We start from the raw sequence: 15,459 nt of genomic DNA on the forward strand, positions 1-15,459 counted from the left end.
CGTAAACTGCGCCTCTTCGGCTGCCTCCGCCTTGCCTGGCCTTCGCTCGCGACGTTTTCACGTTAGGTGCGGCGCCATCCCAAGGATGGGTTGGCCGCCACCGCCACCGCCCTATGATCGGCCCATGCCCGAACGGGATGCCCCGCACCCGCGCCAGCCCCGGCGCGGGAGGACAACAACAAGAAAAGGTCCATCGCCATGCGCCGCTACCTGCTTGCCCTGCTGGCCGCCTGCAGCCTCACCGCTGTGGCGGACGACAACTGGAAACCCTTCCCCTACGACAAGGCCGCCTACGACTATTCCGGCGACAAGCTGCGCGAAGCCTGGCCTCGACTGACCCGCGGCTTTGGCGCGAACTACCCCTACCCGGACGCCGACTGGGTCGTAACCATGGCCACCAAGTACCCCAAGGCCCTGGAGCTCACCGTGACCGGCAATACCGGCTTCACCGGCAAGCCAGAGGAGGCCGAGGTATATGCGGCCAAGCTGCAGGACGTGTGGCGCCTGATGTTCCGTGGCGACTTCGCCGCAGCCAAGAAGCAAGGCCTGGCCCTAGGCGTCGGCGGCCAGATCCCCGCCATGTTCGCCCAGGTGGTTTACGCCATGTTCCTGGTGCCGGACCAGACGGAGAAGCATCGCCTGCTGGAAGAAGTGATCCGCTATACCGATGAGGCCGGCGAGCTGGTGAAGGCCGACGTAGTCGCCCAGTTCGGCAGCGCCTACGCCAAGGCCCGCCTTGGCGAGGAGCTACCGGTACCGGTGGTGCTCAAGCGTGGTTACACCAGCCAGATCCCCGAAGAACTGGATGCGCTGCTGAAGACGCAGCCGCAACAGCCGTTCGCCCTGGCGCTCTACGGTGGCTACGAGGCCGGCGTGATCCGCCGGGTCGGCAAGCTGGTGGGCAAGATGACCTACGGCGTCAGCTCGGACAAGATGGAGCAGTACTTCGCCCGTTCCTTCAAAGCCACGGACGACCTGCCCATCGGCCACTATGAGTACGCCAACGCGCTGGATTACGTATACGGCGAGGACGAGGAAGCCAAGGCGCTGGACCACCTGAAAAAGGCTGTGGCGATCAAGCCGATCAACGCCATGGAAGCCCTGGAAGTGGCCCATGCGCAGAAGCTGCTGAAACAGCGGGAAGAGAAGCTGGCGCAGAACTGAGCCCACAAGCCGGAATGAAAAAAGGCTGCCCTCGGGCAGCCTTTTTCATTACACCGACCTCAGGGTTTGTGAGGCCGCGACAGGAACTCGTGCGACTGCATCTCCAGCAGGCGGCTGAGGGTGCGCTGGAACTCGAAGTTCAGGCGGCCACCGGAGTAGAGATCCTTCAGCTCCACCTCGGCAGAGATGATCAGCTTCACGTTGCGATCGTAGAACTCGTCCACCAGGTTGATGAAGCGCCGCGCCATGTCGTCCTTGGCCACGCCCATCTGCTCGACGTTGGCGAGGATCACCGCGTGGAAGATCTTGCCCAGTTCGATGTAGTCGTTCTGGCTGCGCGGACCATCGCAGAGCTCACGGAACTCGAACCAGGCAACGTCTTCGCAGACGCGCACGGCACGGATTTCGCGGTTCTCGATCATCAGGGCTTCGTTTTCCTGGGCCATGGTGCAGTCAGGCAGCAGGCTCTTGAAGCTGCGGCTCAGGCTGGCCTCGGCCTCGGCGTCCAGCGGGAAGTGGAACAGCTCGGCCTGTTCCAGGGCGCGCAGGCGGTAGTCGACACCGCTGTCGACGTTGACGATATCGGTGTGCTCCTTGAGCAGCGCGATGGCCGGCAGGAAACGCGCACGCTGCAGGCCGTCCTTGTAGAGCCCATCAGGAACGATGTTGGAGGTCGCCACCAGGCTGACGCCATTCTTGAACAGTTCTTCGAGGAGCGTGGCCAGAATCATGGCGTCGGTGATATCGGAGACGAAGAATTCGTCGAAGCAGATCACCCGGGCCTCGTCGGCAAAACGCTTGCCAATGATGGTCAACGGGTTCTTCTCGCCCTTGAGGGTTTTCATTTCCTCGTGGACGCGCTTCATGAAACGGTGGAAGTGGGTACGCATCTTCTGCTTGAACGGCAGCGCGTCGTAGAAGGTGTCCACCAGGTAGGTCTTGCCGCGACCCACGCCACCCCAGAAGTACAGGCCCTTGACCGGGCCCTGGCGCTTCTTGCCGAACAGGCTGCCCAGCAGGCCGGGCTTGCTGCGGTCATCGGCGATCAGGTCGTCGTACAGCCGCTGCAGATGGCGAACGGCGGCTTCTTGCGCGGCATCGTGGAAGAAATCCGGCCGCTTGAGATCGGACTGGTAGCGCTCGAGGGGGGTCATGATCGATAGCAAGGCAACGAAAAACGGGGCGGCTACTTTAGAGCTTGCCCCGTTGATTGGCAATTGGCCGGCAGAACCGGCCGCTGGGAAGACAGTTATTCCTGAGGTGCGAGAGCCGAATAGAGGCGCTGGATCGCCGCATCTCGGGCTGCATCGTCAACGAATGCGGGGCTGGAAGCGACTTGCTCATCGTCCAGCCAGATACCGAACGCGTCACCTTCCACACGCAGGTCCAACTCATCACCCGACTGCAGACGCTTGCTGACCTGCCCGGCAGCCTTGCCATCGGCGAAGGAGCGGGACAGCAGCAGCTGCTCGCCATCGGCATCCAGCAGGCGGAAACGGAAGCTGCCGTCCTCGTCGCGGAAGCTGACAAAGCGAGCGCTTTTGGTCGCCTTCTTCTTCGCCTCGGCGCCGGCCTGCACGTTGGTGCGGAACGAGCGTAGACCCACCGCTTCGCGCAGCTCGTTGAGGAACGGGGTAGCGATCTTGCGGGCCTTGGCGGCACCAGTGAGGAGGATGTCCTCCAGATCGGACGGACGCTCGATCAGCGCGTGATAGCGCTCGCGAGCTTCGCCCAGTTCGTTGTCCAGCAGCTGGAACAGGCGCTGCTTGGCTTCGCCCCAGGCGAGACCCGCCAGCAACTCGGCGCGGAACTCGGCCAGTTGCGCGGGAGTGGCAAAGGCCTGGTAGAGGGTGAAGAGGTGGGAGTTGTCCGGATCCTTCGGCTCACCGGGAGCGCGGGAGTCGGTGACGATGCGCGCGATGGCATCCTTCAACTGCTTGGCACTGCCGAACAGTGGAATGGTGTTGTCGTAGCTCTTGGACATCTTGCGGCCGTCGAGGCCGGGCAGGGTCGCCACCTCTTCCTCGATCACCGCTTCCGGCAGGGTGAAGAACTCACGACCGGCGCCGAACAGGTGGTTGAAGCGCTGGCCGATGTCGCGGGCCATTTCAACGTGCTGGATCTGGTCACGGCCGACCGGCACCTTGTGGGCGTTGAACATCAGGATGTCCGCGGCCATCAGCACCGGGTAGCTGTACAGGCCCATGGTGACGCCGGCGTCCGGGTCTTCACCGTTTTCCAGGTTCTTGTCCACCGACGCTTTGTAGGCATGGGCGCGGTTGAGCAGGCCCTTGGCGCTGACACAGGTCAGCAGCCAGGTGAGCTCGGGAATTTCAGGAATGTCGGACTGGCGATAGAAGGTCGCCTTGTCGACATCCAGGCCACAAGCCAGCCAGGTGGCGGCGATCTCAAGGCGCGAGCGCTGAATACGGGCCGGGTCGTCGCACTTGATCAGGGCGTGGTAGTCGGCCAGGAAGTAGAAGGAATCGACGTCGCTGGCGCGGCTGGCGACGATGGCCGGACGGATGGCGCCAGCGTAGTTGCCGAGGTGCGGCGTGCCGGTGGTGGTAATGCCGGTAAGGATACGAGTAGTCATGGTGTTCGCTTGTCGGACTTAATTCGGAATCAGAGGCGCGGCAGGACCAGGTCCTTGAGGTCGGTCAGCTTGCCGTGGAAGAAGTGCCCGCATTCTGCCACTTTCAGCAGCTCATGGGGGCGCGCGAGGCCGGCGGACCAGTCGTACACGGCCTGGGGCGATACGACTTCATCCGCGTCAGGCTGGATCACGGTCAACTGGCCGGACTCGGGCAATGGGTTGTCGTCAGTCATGCGCATCACCGCCGGCGCCACCATGAACAGGCGCGGCACATCGATGCCCCGGCGCGCCAGTCGTCCCGCGAGGCTGGCAGCGACGAAGCCGCCGAAGGAGAACCCCATCAGGGTCAGGGGCAGCTCCGGGCGCTGGCCATGGAACCAGTGGGCCGCCGCTTCGGCGTCATCCACTTCACCGGTGCCCATGTCATGGCTACCGGCGCTGGCGCCGACGCCGCGATAGTTGAAACGCAAGGTGCTGTAACCTGCGTCACGAGCGGTACGCTGCAGGGTGGAAACCACCTTGTTGAGCATGGTGCCGCCCTGCACCGGATTGGGATGACAGATCAGCACCAGGCCCTTGGCCTCGGGCAGATCGAGATGCAGCGCTTCGAGCTGGCCGCAAGGGCCATCGAGCAGGAGAGGGATTTCGCGGCTCAACTGGGGAAACTCCGTGACCCCGTGACGGGTCGACTCGTCTTGGATTAGCACAACAGGGCTTGCGTCGCGGTATACAGCGCGGATTCGAGCCGTTAACGTAAAGCAAAGCCGTTTATAGAGGAAGGACTCGTGGAACAGTCGCTCACCGTCTGGTTGTTACCAGCCTTCGCCCTGCTCGCCGGTATCGGCATCGGTTTCCTGATCGCCCGCCTGGTGCCCAATGCGGCTCCGGGCCGGACACAGCGTCAGCTGGATGATCTGCAGGAACGCTTCGATACCTACCAGAGCGAGGTGGTCACTCACTTCAACACCACCGCCAACCTGGTGAAGAAGCTCACCCAGAGCTATCAGGAAGTGCAGGAACATCTGTCCGAAGGCGCCAGCCGCCTGGCCCTGGACGAGCTTACCCGCCAGCGCCTGCTGGCCGCCCTGCACGCCGACGAGGCCGCCAGTCCGCGCGAGCGTCTGACCCCGCCGAAGAGCAACGAAGCTCCCAAGGACTACGCGCCCAAAGCTCCAGATGCCCCCGGCACCCTGGACGAAACCTTCGGCCTGAAAGGCAAGTACTGATTCCGCCAAAGCTCGGCCGGACAACCCGGCCAGCCAAACCGGAAGCCAACAAAAAGCCCCGCAATCGCGGGGCTTTTTGTTGGGCTGTCGCTTAGATCGCGCCGCGCTCGCGGAGCAGATCGATCACCAGCTTCGCACCCTCTTCCACGTTGGTGGACTGGGTGTCGATCACCAGATCGGCATTCAGCGGCACATCGTAGGGGAAGGACTCGCCCGGGATGTTGTCCTGGCCAGCTGCGTAAAGTCCCTGCGGATCGCGCTCGCGGCAAGCCAGCGGCGACGCCTGGACATAGACGGTGATCAGGCGATCGGCACCGATGAGGGCCTTGGCCTGTTCGCGACCTTCGGCATCCGGCGCAACGAAGGCAGCCAGGGTGACCAGGCCGGCTTCGTTGAACTGACGCGCAACGTGAGCGGCACGACGCCAGTTCTCGGTACGTCCGGCGCGATCCTGCGGCAGGCCCTTGTTCAGGTCATGACGCAGGTTCTGACCATCCAGCACGTAAACGGCACGGCCCATGTCGAACAGCTTGCGCTCCACGGCATAAGCCAGGGTGCTCTTGCCAGCGCCGGACAGGCCGCTGAACAGCACGGTGGCCGGCTGTTGGCCGAAGCGCGCGGCGCGCTCTTCGCGGGATACGTGAGCCTGCTTGCCGTGGTGACCATCGACATTACGACCCGCCTGCGGATCGGCGATGATCATGCCGGCGCCGACGGTGCCGTTGGTCAGGCGATCGATGACGATGAAGGCACCAGTGGTGCGGTTCTGCTCGTAGCCATCGAGGGCGATGGGCGCATCCAGGCTGACCTTGACCTTGGCGATCTCGTTCAGTTGAAGGCTGCTGCCAGCGGTTTCCTCAAGGGTGTTCACATCCACCTTGTGGGTGATGCTCGGAATCGAGCCCGGCACGTAGCTGGTCGCGCGCTTGATGTCGTACTTCTTGCCCGGGAGCATCGGCTCTTCGGACATCCACACCAGCATCGCTTCGAAGCCTTCGGTGATCTGCGGACGGTTGTCGGCATGCACCAGCATGTCCCCGCGGGAGACGTCGATTTCGTCTTCCAGGGTCAGGGTGACGGCCTGGCCCGGACCGGCCTGTTCCAGTTCGCCTTCATAGGTGACGATGGACTTGACCCGGCTGCCCTTGCCCGACGGCAGAGCCACCACCTCATCCCCCTTGCGCACGATGCCGCTGGCCAGGGTGCCGGCGAAACCGCGGAAGTTGAGGTTCGGACGGTTCACATACTGCACCGGGAAGCGCATGTCGGAGACGTTGCGGTCACCGGCGATTTCCACGGTTTCAAGGATTTCCATCAGCGACTGGCCGGTGTACCAGGGCGAGCGCTCGCTCTTGTTCACCACGTTGTCGCCCTTCAGCGCCGACATCGGCACGAAGTGGATCGACGTGGGATTGAGCTTGATGCGTTCGGCAAACTGCAGGTAGTCGGCCTTGATGCTCTCGAACACACCCTGGTCGAAGTCTTTCAGGTCCATCTTGTTGATGGCGACGACGATGTGCTTGATACCCAGCAAGGACGCGATGTAGCTGTGCCGGCGGGTCTGGGTCTGCACGCCGTAGCGGGCGTCGACCAGGATGATGGCCAGGTCACAGGTGGACGCGCCGGTGGCCATGTTGCGGGTGTACTGCTCATGGCCGGGGGTGTCGGCAATGATGAACTTGCGCTTGGCGGTGCTGAAGTAGCGGTACGCCACGTCGATGGTGATGCCCTGCTCGCGCTCGGCCTGCAGGCCGTCTACCAGCAGCGCCAGGTCGACGTCGTCACCGGTGGTGCCGACCTTCTTCGAGTCGCGGGTGATGGCTTCCAGATGGTCTTCGTAGATCATCTTGGAGTCGTGCAGCAGGCGCCCGATCAGGGTGCTCTTGCCGTCGTCGACGTTGCCGCAAGTGAGGAAGCGCAGCAGTTCCTTGCGTTCGTGCTGGGCCAGGTACGCGAGGATGTCCTCGCTGATCAGATCGGATTGATGGCTCATGGTGCGGAATCCTTAGAAATAGCCCTGACGTTTTTTCTCTTCCATCGAGCCGGCGGCGTCGTGGTCGATGACCCGGCCCTGGCGTTCGGAAGTACGGGTCAGGAGCATTTCCTGGATGATTTCCGGCAACGTGGTCGCCGTGGACTCCACCGCGCCGGTCAGCGGGTAGCAGCCCAGGGTGCGGAAGCGCACCATACGCTTCTCGATGCGTGCTTTCTCCTCGTCGGAGAGGTGCTCGAGAATGCGCTCGTCGTCGATCATGATCAGCGTGCCGTTCTTCTCGATGACTTCACGCTCAGCAGCGAAGTACAGCGGGACGATCGGGATCTGTTCCAGATAGATGTATTGCCAGATGTCCAGCTCGGTCCAGTTGGACAGCGGGAAGACGCGGATCGACTCGCCCTTCTTCACCTTGCCGTTGTAGACGTTCCACAGCTCCGGGCGCTGATTCTTCGGATCCCAGCGGTGCTTGCTGTCGCGGAAGGAGTACACGCGCTCCTTGGCACGGGACTTCTCCTCGTCGCGACGGGCCCCGCCGAAGGCTGCATCGAAGCCGTACTTGTCGAGCGCCTGCTTCAGACCCTCGGTCTTCATCACGTCAGTGTGCTTCGCGCTGCCGTGGGTGAAGGGGTTGATGCCCTGGGCGACGCCTTCCGGGTTCACGTGAGTGATCAGGTCCAGGCCCATCTCGGCGACCATCTTGTCGCGGAACTGGTACATCTCCTGGAACTTCCACCGGGTGTCGACGTGCATGACCGGGAAGGGCAGCTTGCCGGGGAAGAACGCCTTGCGCGCCAGGTGCAGCATGACGGCGGAGTCTTTACCGATGGAATAGAGCATCACCGGGTTGTCGAATTCGGCGGCCACTTCACGAATGATGTGGATGCTCTCCGCCTCCAGCTGTTTCAGGTGCGTCAGTTTATCGAGCATGGCTACTCACGAAGGTCTTTCTGATACGACGGCCGGCGGGCCGTGGACGAGCGGGCACTCTATCACAGCGCAAGGCTCTAACTGGGGGACTGGTTATACCGAAAAAATATACTTATATAGCCGTACGAATTCAGTGGCAGCAAAGCTGCCAAGGCCCTTCTACCCGAGCTACTTCGCAGCCTCGGACGGTGACTCGGCCAGGAGCACCCATTGCCGGCAAAGCTGACTCGCGACTTGTTCCTGCGCAGCGCTGCGCTAGGATAGCCAGCACTTTTTCCTGTCCCGAAAGACCTCCCATGCGCCGCGTCGCTTTCGCCCTGCCTTTGTTCGTCCTGATCTCCGCCTGCAGCAGCAAACCAACTCCCGTCCCGCAACCGGTCCAGAAGCCAAAGCAACCGACGCTCATCACCCCCAGTGCCCATCCGACATTCGGTTCGGTGCAACCGATCACGCCGCTGCGCGGCGACTTCGCGGGCAACGTCAGCGCCCAGCGGTTCATCGATCGCATGGTCAGCCAGCACGACTTCAATCGCCAGCACCTGCAGGACCTTCTCGCCCAAACCCGAGAACTTGATTGGGTGATCCGCCTGATGGACCGCCAGGCGCCGACCTACACACCGCCCAGCGGCCCCAACGGCGCCTGGCTACGCTACCGGAAGAAATTCATCACGCCGGGCAACGTGCGCAATGGCGTGTTGTTCTGGGACCAGTACGAAGCTGATCTGCAGCGCGCCTTCCACACGTACGGCGTACCGCCGGAAATCATTGTCGGCATCATCGGTGTGGAGACCCGTTGGGGACGTGTGATGGGCAATACACGGATCATCGACGCGCTGGCTACCCTTGCCTTCTCTTACCCTCGCCGCGCCGAGTTCTTCAGCGGTGAACTGGAGCAGTTTCTTCTGCAAGCGCGCAAGGAAGGTGAGGACCCGCTGTCGCTGCGCGGCTCCTATGCCGGCGCGATGGGCTACGGACAGTTCATGCCGTCGTCCTTCACCCAATATGCCGTGGACTTCGATGGCGACGGACAACGAGACCTGTGGAACCCCCGCGATGCTATCGGCAGCGTGGCCAACTACTTCAAGCAGCATGGCTGGGTCACCGGCGACACCGTGGCCGTGCGCGCCACCGGCCAGGCGCGCTCGCTGGAAAACGGTTTCGATACCCAGTATCCGATCAGTGTGCTGAATGCAGCCGGGCTCCAGCCGCAGAGCTCGCTGGGCAATCACCAAAGTGCCAGCCTGCTGCGCCTGGACATGGGCAACACCTACCAGTACTGGTACGGCCTACCGAACTTCTACGTGATCACCCGCTATAACCACAGCACACACTACGCCATGGCGGTGTGGGAACTGGGCAGGGCGGTACAGAGCCAACGTCACAGTTCCCGATGAAAAACGGCCGGCTCACTGAGCCGGCCGTTTTTTCTTGCCCTACGAACTCAGGCAGGATTGGCGCAGTCGATGAACAAGTGCTCGATGGCGAAGCGCTTGGCCAGGTAGTCGCCTAGCGCCTGCACGCCATAGCGCTCGGTGGCGTGATGGCCGGCGGCGATGAAGCTGACACCATTCTCCCGCGCACTGTGCACGGTCTGTTCGGAGACTTCGCCAGTGAGATAGGCATCGACACCCGCCGCAATCGCCTGATCGATATAGCCCTGGCCACCGCCGGTGCACCAGCCGATGCGACTGATCATGCGGTCGCCCTCCACCAGCAGGGGCTCGCGCCCGAGCACCTCGCGCACGCGACGGGCGAAATCGGTGGCGGTCATGGGTTCGGCCAGGGAACCGATCAGCCCGACGGTCCGGGGGTCATCCGGCTCCAGCGGGCCTTCGACGATGATGTCGAGTTGACGCGCCAACTGGACGTTGTTACCCACTTCCGGATGCAGGTCCAACGGCAAATGGTAGGCAAGCAGGCTGACGTCGTTGGCCAGCAGGGTCTTCAGCCGACGCTGCTTCATGCCCACGACACAGGGGTTCTCGCCCTTCCAGAAGTATCCGTGGTGCACCAGCACCACATCTGCCTCGGCCTCGACCGCAGCGTCCAGCAGCGCCTGGCTGGCGGTGACGCCAGTAACGATACGGCTGACCTGCGGACGCCCCTCGACCTGCAGGCCGTTGGGGCAGTAATCCTGGATGCGCGAAGCGTTCAGATAGCGGTCCGCTTCTTCCACCAGAGTGTTCAGGGCAATGGCCATGGCATTCCTCACAAGCTGTTGCGGACGACTCGTTTTTAACGGGCGCCCTCGTATAATGGCGCCACCTTAAGGGGCACCCCTGCCCCCCGCAACCCTCAGGATTCTCCCTCGATGCTCAAGGCCCTGCGATTTCTCAGCTGGCCCCTGATTGTCGGCGTGCTCGTGGCACTGCTGATCATCCAGCAATACCCGGAATGGGTCGGCATGCCCCGTCAGGAAGTGCATCTGCAGGAAGCCCCCAAGTTCAACTTCACACGCCAGGGCCCGGACTCCTATGCCGACGCCGTGACCAGCGCTTCGCCGGCCGTGGCCAACCTCTACACCACCAAGATGGTAAGCAAGCCGGCCCACCCGCTGTTCGAGGACCCGCAGTTCCGCCGCTTCTTCGGCGACAACCTGCCCCGCCAGCGGCGCATGGAATCCAGCCTGGGTTCGGCGGTGATCATGAGCCCGGAAGGCTACCTGCTGACCAACAACCACGTGACCGCCGGCGCCGACCAGATCGTGGTCGCCCTCAAGGATGGACGCGAAACCCTGGCGCGCCTGGTGGGCAGCGACCCGGAGACCGACCTGGCGGTACTGAAGATCGACCTCAAAGACCTGCCGCCCATCACCCTCGGCCGCTCGGACAACATCCGCATCGGCGATGTCGCGCTCGCCATCGGCAATCCCTTCGGCGTCGGCCAGACCGTGACCATGGGGATCATCAGCGCCACCGGCCGCAACCAGTTGGGCCTGAACACCTACGAAGACTTCATCCAGACCGACGCCGCGATCAACCCCGGCAACTCCGGCGGCGCCCTGGTCGACGCCAGTGGCAACCTGATCGGCATCAACACCGCGATCTTCTCCAAGTCCGGCGGCTCCCAGGGCATTGGCTTTGCCATCCCGGTCAAGTTGGCCCTGGAAGTGATGAAGGCTATCGTCGAGCACGGCTCGGTGATTCGCGGTTGGCTGGGTATCGAAGTACAGCCCTTGACCCCCGAACTGGCGGAGTCCTTCGGCCTGGAAGGTCGCCCCGGCATCGTGGTCGCCGGCATCTACCGAGACAGTCCGGCCCAGCGTGCCACCCTGCAACCCGGCGACATCATCCTCAGCATCGATGGCGAACCGGCAGGTGACGGTCGCCGCTCCATGAACCAGGTAGCCCGGACTCGCCCGGGCGAGAAGGTCAGCATCCAGGTGATGCGCAACGGCCAGGAACTGGAGCTGACCGCCGAAGTTGGCGTTCGCCCGCCGCCGAGCAGCAACGGCGGGAGCTGATCAGCAAGAAACGGCGCCTTCGGGCGCCGTTTTCGTTTCTGCATTCTGACGCAAGATCACTCCGACACTGGACAGGAACCATTCTCACCTCGCAAAATGTTATGTTATTACATATTTGCGAGATCATTCGATGCCTCCCCATCACCTTGCACCTGCCACCGGACTGCTGTTGAGCCTCCTGGGTGAAGCCACCGCCGCCGAAACCGCCCTCCCCCTGCTGTTGGATGACATCCAGATCGACAGCCGCCGCCAGGAAAGCGTCGATGGCCCGGTGCAGGGTTATCGCGCCACCCGCTCGGCCAGCGCCACCCGCACCGATACCGATATTCGCGACATTCCCCAGGCCATCAGCGTGATTCCGGCGCAAGTGCTGGATGATCTGGATAACACCCGCCTCGACCGCGCGCTGGATTTCGCCGGCGGTGTATCGCGGCAGAACAACTTTGGCGGGCTGACCTTCCTCTCCTACAGCATTCGCGGCTTCACCACCGGCGAGCTGTACAAGAATGGCTTTGCCATCAATCGCGGCAGCTACAGCTCGCCGGACGCGTCCGGTATCGAGCGCATCGAAGTGCTCAAGGGGCCTGCCGCCAGCCTCTACGGCCGAGGCGATCCGGGTGGCACGGTGAATATCGTCACCAAGAAACCCCAGGTCGAAACCTTCTCCCGCTTCAAGGCCAGCGCGGGAAGCTGGGATCGCTATCGCGCCAGCCTGGACGTAAACGCTCCGCTCGACGAGGAGGACAGACTGCTTTCGCGCGTCAACCTGGCGACGGAGGACAACGGCAGTTTCCGCGACCATGTCGGCAACCAGCGCCTGGTCGTCAGCCCATCCCTGAGCTGGCAACTGAACCCCGATACCCGCCTGTTGCTGGAAACCGAATTCGTCCAGCACGACTCGGTGTTCGATCGCGGCATTCCCGCGGTCAACGGCGAAATGGGCGCGGTCAAGCGCTCCACCTTCCTTGGCGAACCCAATGACGGTGATATCCGCAACCGCAATCAGATGTTCCAGGCCAGCCTCGAACACCACCTCGACGACACGTGGAAGATCCGACTGGCCAATCACTACGCCCAGGGACACCTGCAAGGCGACGCCACGGAAGCGTCACGACTGATCGGCAACCAGGTCAGCCGCTTCTATCGGCAGCGCGACTTCGAATGGAACGACAGCATTACCCAACTGGAACTGCATGGCCTGTTCGAGACCGGCAGCTGGCTGCACCAGACCCTCGCCGGACTGGAGTACGAGAACTACCGCAATAGCCAGAAGTATCCACAGAGCCTTGCTTCCCTGGACTACGGACAGGACATCTACAACCCGGTGTACGGCAGGCCGAAGCCGGCACTGGTCAATCCCAACGACTTCTTCGAGCAGGTGGAAAGCCACGCGCTGAACCTGCAGGACCAGATTGACTTCGGTGGTGGCTGGAAGGGGCTGATCGGCGCGCGCTTCGAGCATTTCGAACAGTCCGCACTGAATCGCACCACCAGCGTTCGCAACGACCAGCACAAGGACAGCCTGACCCTGCGCAGCGGCCTGTTATACCAGCTGACGCCGGAGATCGGCCTGTTCGCCAACGCCGCCACTTCGGTCAAACCCAACGCCATTGGCAGCCAGGGCACCGTATTTGAACCGGAGAAAGGACTGGGCAAGGAAGCCGGCCTCAAGCTCGCCCTGTTGGAAGGCCGTCTCGGGACCACGGTCGCACTCTTCCACATCGACAAGGAAAACGTGCTGACCGCAGACCCGAACGAACCGGGGCAGAACATCGCCGCCGGCCGGGCACGAAGCCAGGGCCTGGATCTGCAGGTCAGCGGCCAGTTGACGGATGCCCTGCGGATCATTGGCGCCTACGCCTACATCGATGCCGAAGTCACCAAGGACAACGTCCTCCCCGAAGGCAGCCGACTGCTTGGCATACCAGAGCACAGCGGCAGCCTGCTCGCTGTCTATGAACTCCAGGACGGGCACCTTCGCGGCTCGGATGTCGGTGCCGCCTTCAACCATGTCGGCGACCGCTCCGGGCAGGCCGGCAGCCAGTTCGAACTACCCGCTTACAGCACCGTCGACCTGCTCGCCCACTACAAGGCCAGCAAGCGGGTAACGGTCGGCCTGAACCTCAACAACCTCTTCGATCGCAAGTACTACGAGCGCTCGTACAACAGCGTCTGGGTCATGCCCGGCGAGCCCCGCAACCTCAACCTCAGCCTCATCCTCGACCTCTGAAAAAGGAAATCCCATGCGACTGGAGAAACGCTTCCTCGTCACCCCCATCCTCGCCGTCTTCTTCGCCGGCAACGTGCAAGCACACGGCCTGTGGACCGAGCAGCGGCGCGGCAACATTGAAGTGATCTACGGCCATGGCGCCGAAGACGACGCCTTCAAGGCAGAAAAAGTCAGCGGCGCCTGGGCGTTCGACGGACAGGGCCGGATGATCCCGGTAACGGTCGAGCGCCTTGCAGACCACGCTCGACTCAAGCCCCTGAAAGCCGCGGCGACCCTGGCCGTGGCCCTGGATAACGGCCCCTGGTCGCAAACCGCCGACAAGCAGTGGATCAACCAGGGCCAAAGGCAGGTGCCGGGCGCGGTCGCCTCCATTCATACCTGGAAGTACAGCCTGGCCTTTTATCAGCCCGGCGCCCACTTGCCGGAGCTCAAGCGCATCCGCCTGGCTATCGTGCCGGAAGTCGATCCACTGGAGGTCGGGCCGGGCAAGCCGCTGCCGGTAAAGGTTCTGCTCGATGGCAAGCCGGCTGCCGGTATCGAACTGATTGGCGACTATCGTGGCGAGCCTGATGCCGTCAGCGCGAAGACCGATGCCAAGGGCCGCGCCCAGGTCATGGTGCGCAATGCCGGACTGAACATCATTGCTGCCCAGGTGACCCTGGATACGCCGAATGATCCCGACGTCAAACAGCAGGGCCTGTTCAGCTCGCTGACCTTCCTCGGTGCGCCCCACCAGGAGTAAGCACGCAAGAAAAAAGCCGAGGCGGTGACCCGCGCTCGGCTTCGTTCATTTCCCTGCGACTCAGAGCGAGCCGAGGGCGTCCAGCAGCGCCTGGTTCTGCTCCGGCGTGCCGATGGTGATGCGCAGGAACTGGGCAATGCGCTCCTGCTTGAAGTGACGAACGATCACGCCCTGCTCGCGCAACCCTGCGGCGATGCCGGCGGCGTCTTTCTGCGGGTGGCGGGCGAAGACGAAGTTGGCTGCCGAAGGCAGTACTTCGAAGCCCAGCTTGCCCAGCTCGGCGACCAAATGCTCGCGGCTGTCGATCACCTTACGACAGGTTTCCTCGAAGTAGGCCTTGTCCTCGAACGCAACTGCGGCGCCAACGATGGCCATGCGATCCAGCGGGTAGGAGTTGAAGCTGTTCTTGATCCGCTCCAGCGCCTCGATCAGGTCCGGATGCCCCACTGCCAGCCCCACGCGCAAGCCCGCGAGGGAGCGGGACTTGGACAGCGTCTGGGTGACCAGCAGGTTGGGATAACGGTCCACCAGGCTGATGGCGGTTTCGCCCCCGAAGTCGATGTAGGCCTCATCCACCACTACCACCGTATCCGGGTTGGCCTGCAGCAGGCGCTCGATGGCTTCCAAGGCCAGCAGGCAACCGGTGGGCGCGTTGGGGTTGGGGAAGATGATGCCGCCATTGGGGCGCGCGTAATCTTCGACACGGATCTGGAACTGCTCGTCCAGCGGCAGCGCCTCGAAGGGGATGCCGTAGAGACCGCAGTAAACCGGATAGAAGCTGTAGGTCACGTCCGGGAACAGCAGCGGCTTGCCGTGCTGGAACAGCCCGTGGAACGCGTGCGCCAGGACCTCGTCCGAACCGTTGCCGACGAACACCTGATTGGTTTGCACGCCGTAGTAGTCGGCCACCGCCTGCTTCAGCCGGTCGCTGTTGGGGTCCGGGTAGAGGCGCAGGTTGTCACCGACTTCCGCCTGCATGGCCGCGATCGCCTTGGGCGACGGGCCATAGGGGTTCTCGTTGGTGTTCAGCTTGACCAGCTTTGCCAGCTTGGGCTGCTCGCCAGGTACGTAGGGCACCAGGTCCTTGACGAAGGGACTCCAGAACTTGCTCATGC

At 63.0% G+C, this 15,459-nt stretch carries 13 protein-coding genes; 6 read left to right on the forward strand and 7 right to left on the reverse strand.

The features are described 5' to 3' along the window. The first annotated feature begins 198 nt into the window (after positions 1-198). Positions 199-1,164, forward strand: a complete 966-nt coding sequence (locus E8E91_RS02170; protein WP_280374406.1) for a hypothetical protein — start codon at positions 199-201, stop codon at positions 1,162-1,164. A 59-nt stretch (positions 1,165-1,223) separates the two neighbouring features. Here E8E91_RS02170 and zapE read toward each other — a convergent pair whose 3' ends face one another. From zapE to E8E91_RS02185, 3 genes are all read right to left on the reverse strand, one after another. Continuing rightward, the gene (gene zapE, locus E8E91_RS02175; protein WP_280374407.1) at positions 1,224-2,318 is read right to left on the reverse strand and encodes a cell division protein ZapE; all 1,095 of its coding nucleotides are present in this window, start codon (positions 2,316-2,318) and stop codon (positions 1,224-1,226) included. A 95-nt stretch (positions 2,319-2,413) separates the two neighbouring features. Beyond that, positions 2,414-3,760, reverse strand: coding sequence for a tryptophan--tRNA ligase (locus E8E91_RS02180; RefSeq protein WP_280374408.1), 1,347 nt, complete (start codon positions 3,758-3,760; stop codon positions 2,414-2,416). A gap of 29 nt (positions 3,761-3,789) precedes the next feature. Next, positions 3,790-4,416: an alpha/beta fold hydrolase gene (locus E8E91_RS02185; RefSeq protein ID WP_280374409.1), complete on the reverse strand. Its 627-nt coding sequence runs from the start codon at positions 4,414-4,416 to the stop codon at positions 3,790-3,792. A gap of 129 nt (positions 4,417-4,545) precedes the next feature. On the opposite strand from E8E91_RS02185, the gene E8E91_RS02190 reads away from it, so the two are divergent. After that, positions 4,546-4,986: a DUF1043 family protein gene (locus E8E91_RS02190; RefSeq protein WP_280367150.1), complete on the forward strand. Its 441-nt coding sequence runs from the start codon at positions 4,546-4,548 to the stop codon at positions 4,984-4,986. Between the two features lie 91 nt (positions 4,987-5,077). On the opposite strand, the gene cysN is transcribed toward E8E91_RS02190, so the two are convergent. After that, complete coding sequence (cysN, locus tag E8E91_RS02195; protein WP_280374410.1) at positions 5,078-6,979, reverse strand: sulfate adenylyltransferase subunit CysN; 1,902 nt, start codon at positions 6,977-6,979, stop codon at positions 5,078-5,080. Between the two features lie 12 nt (positions 6,980-6,991). Next, positions 6,992-7,909, reverse strand: a complete 918-nt coding sequence (cysD, locus tag E8E91_RS02200; protein ID WP_120652885.1) for a sulfate adenylyltransferase subunit CysD — start codon at positions 7,907-7,909, stop codon at positions 6,992-6,994. Between the two features lie 296 nt (positions 7,910-8,205). Here cysD and mltB point away from each other — a divergent pair, with 296 nt between their 5' ends. Further along, the gene (gene mltB, locus E8E91_RS02205; RefSeq protein ID WP_280374411.1) at positions 8,206-9,303 is read left to right on the forward strand and encodes a lytic murein transglycosylase B; all 1,098 of its coding nucleotides are present in this window, start codon (positions 8,206-8,208) and stop codon (positions 9,301-9,303) included. 47 nt (positions 9,304-9,350) lie between these two features. Here mltB and E8E91_RS02210 read toward each other — a convergent pair whose 3' ends face one another. Next, positions 9,351-10,109: a Nif3-like dinuclear metal center hexameric protein gene (locus E8E91_RS02210; RefSeq protein ID WP_280374412.1), complete on the reverse strand. Its 759-nt coding sequence runs from the start codon at positions 10,107-10,109 to the stop codon at positions 9,351-9,353. 111 nt (positions 10,110-10,220) lie between these two features. On the opposite strand from E8E91_RS02210, the gene algW reads away from it, so the two are divergent. From algW to E8E91_RS02225, 3 genes are all read left to right on the forward strand, one after another. After that, positions 10,221-11,372, forward strand: coding sequence for a Do family serine endopeptidase AlgW (gene algW, locus E8E91_RS02215; protein WP_280374413.1), 1,152 nt, complete (start codon positions 10,221-10,223; stop codon positions 11,370-11,372). Positions 11,373-11,502: 130 nt separating this feature from the next. Then, positions 11,503-13,602 carry a TonB-dependent siderophore receptor gene (locus tag E8E91_RS02220; protein ID WP_280374414.1) on the forward strand — a complete coding sequence of 700 codons (2,100 nt, stop codon included), beginning with the start codon at positions 11,503-11,505 and terminating at the stop codon, positions 13,600-13,602. A gap of 13 nt (positions 13,603-13,615) precedes the next feature. After that, positions 13,616-14,344, forward strand: a complete 729-nt coding sequence (locus E8E91_RS02225; RefSeq protein WP_280374415.1) for a DUF4198 domain-containing protein — start codon at positions 13,616-13,618, stop codon at positions 14,342-14,344. A 60-nt stretch (positions 14,345-14,404) separates the two neighbouring features. Here the strand turns inward: E8E91_RS02225 and hisC are convergent, their stop codons facing one another. Further along, the gene (gene hisC / locus E8E91_RS02230) at positions 14,405-15,457 is read right to left on the reverse strand and encodes a histidinol-phosphate transaminase (protein WP_280374416.1); all 1,053 of its coding nucleotides are present in this window, start codon (positions 15,455-15,457) and stop codon (positions 14,405-14,407) included. Positions 15,458-15,459: the final 2 nt, after the last annotated feature.

It is taken from the genome of Pseudomonas sp. BN515 (genome assembly GCF_029873155.1).
In the GTDB taxonomy this organism is placed as follows: Bacteria; Pseudomonadota; Gammaproteobacteria; order Pseudomonadales; family Pseudomonadaceae; genus Metapseudomonas.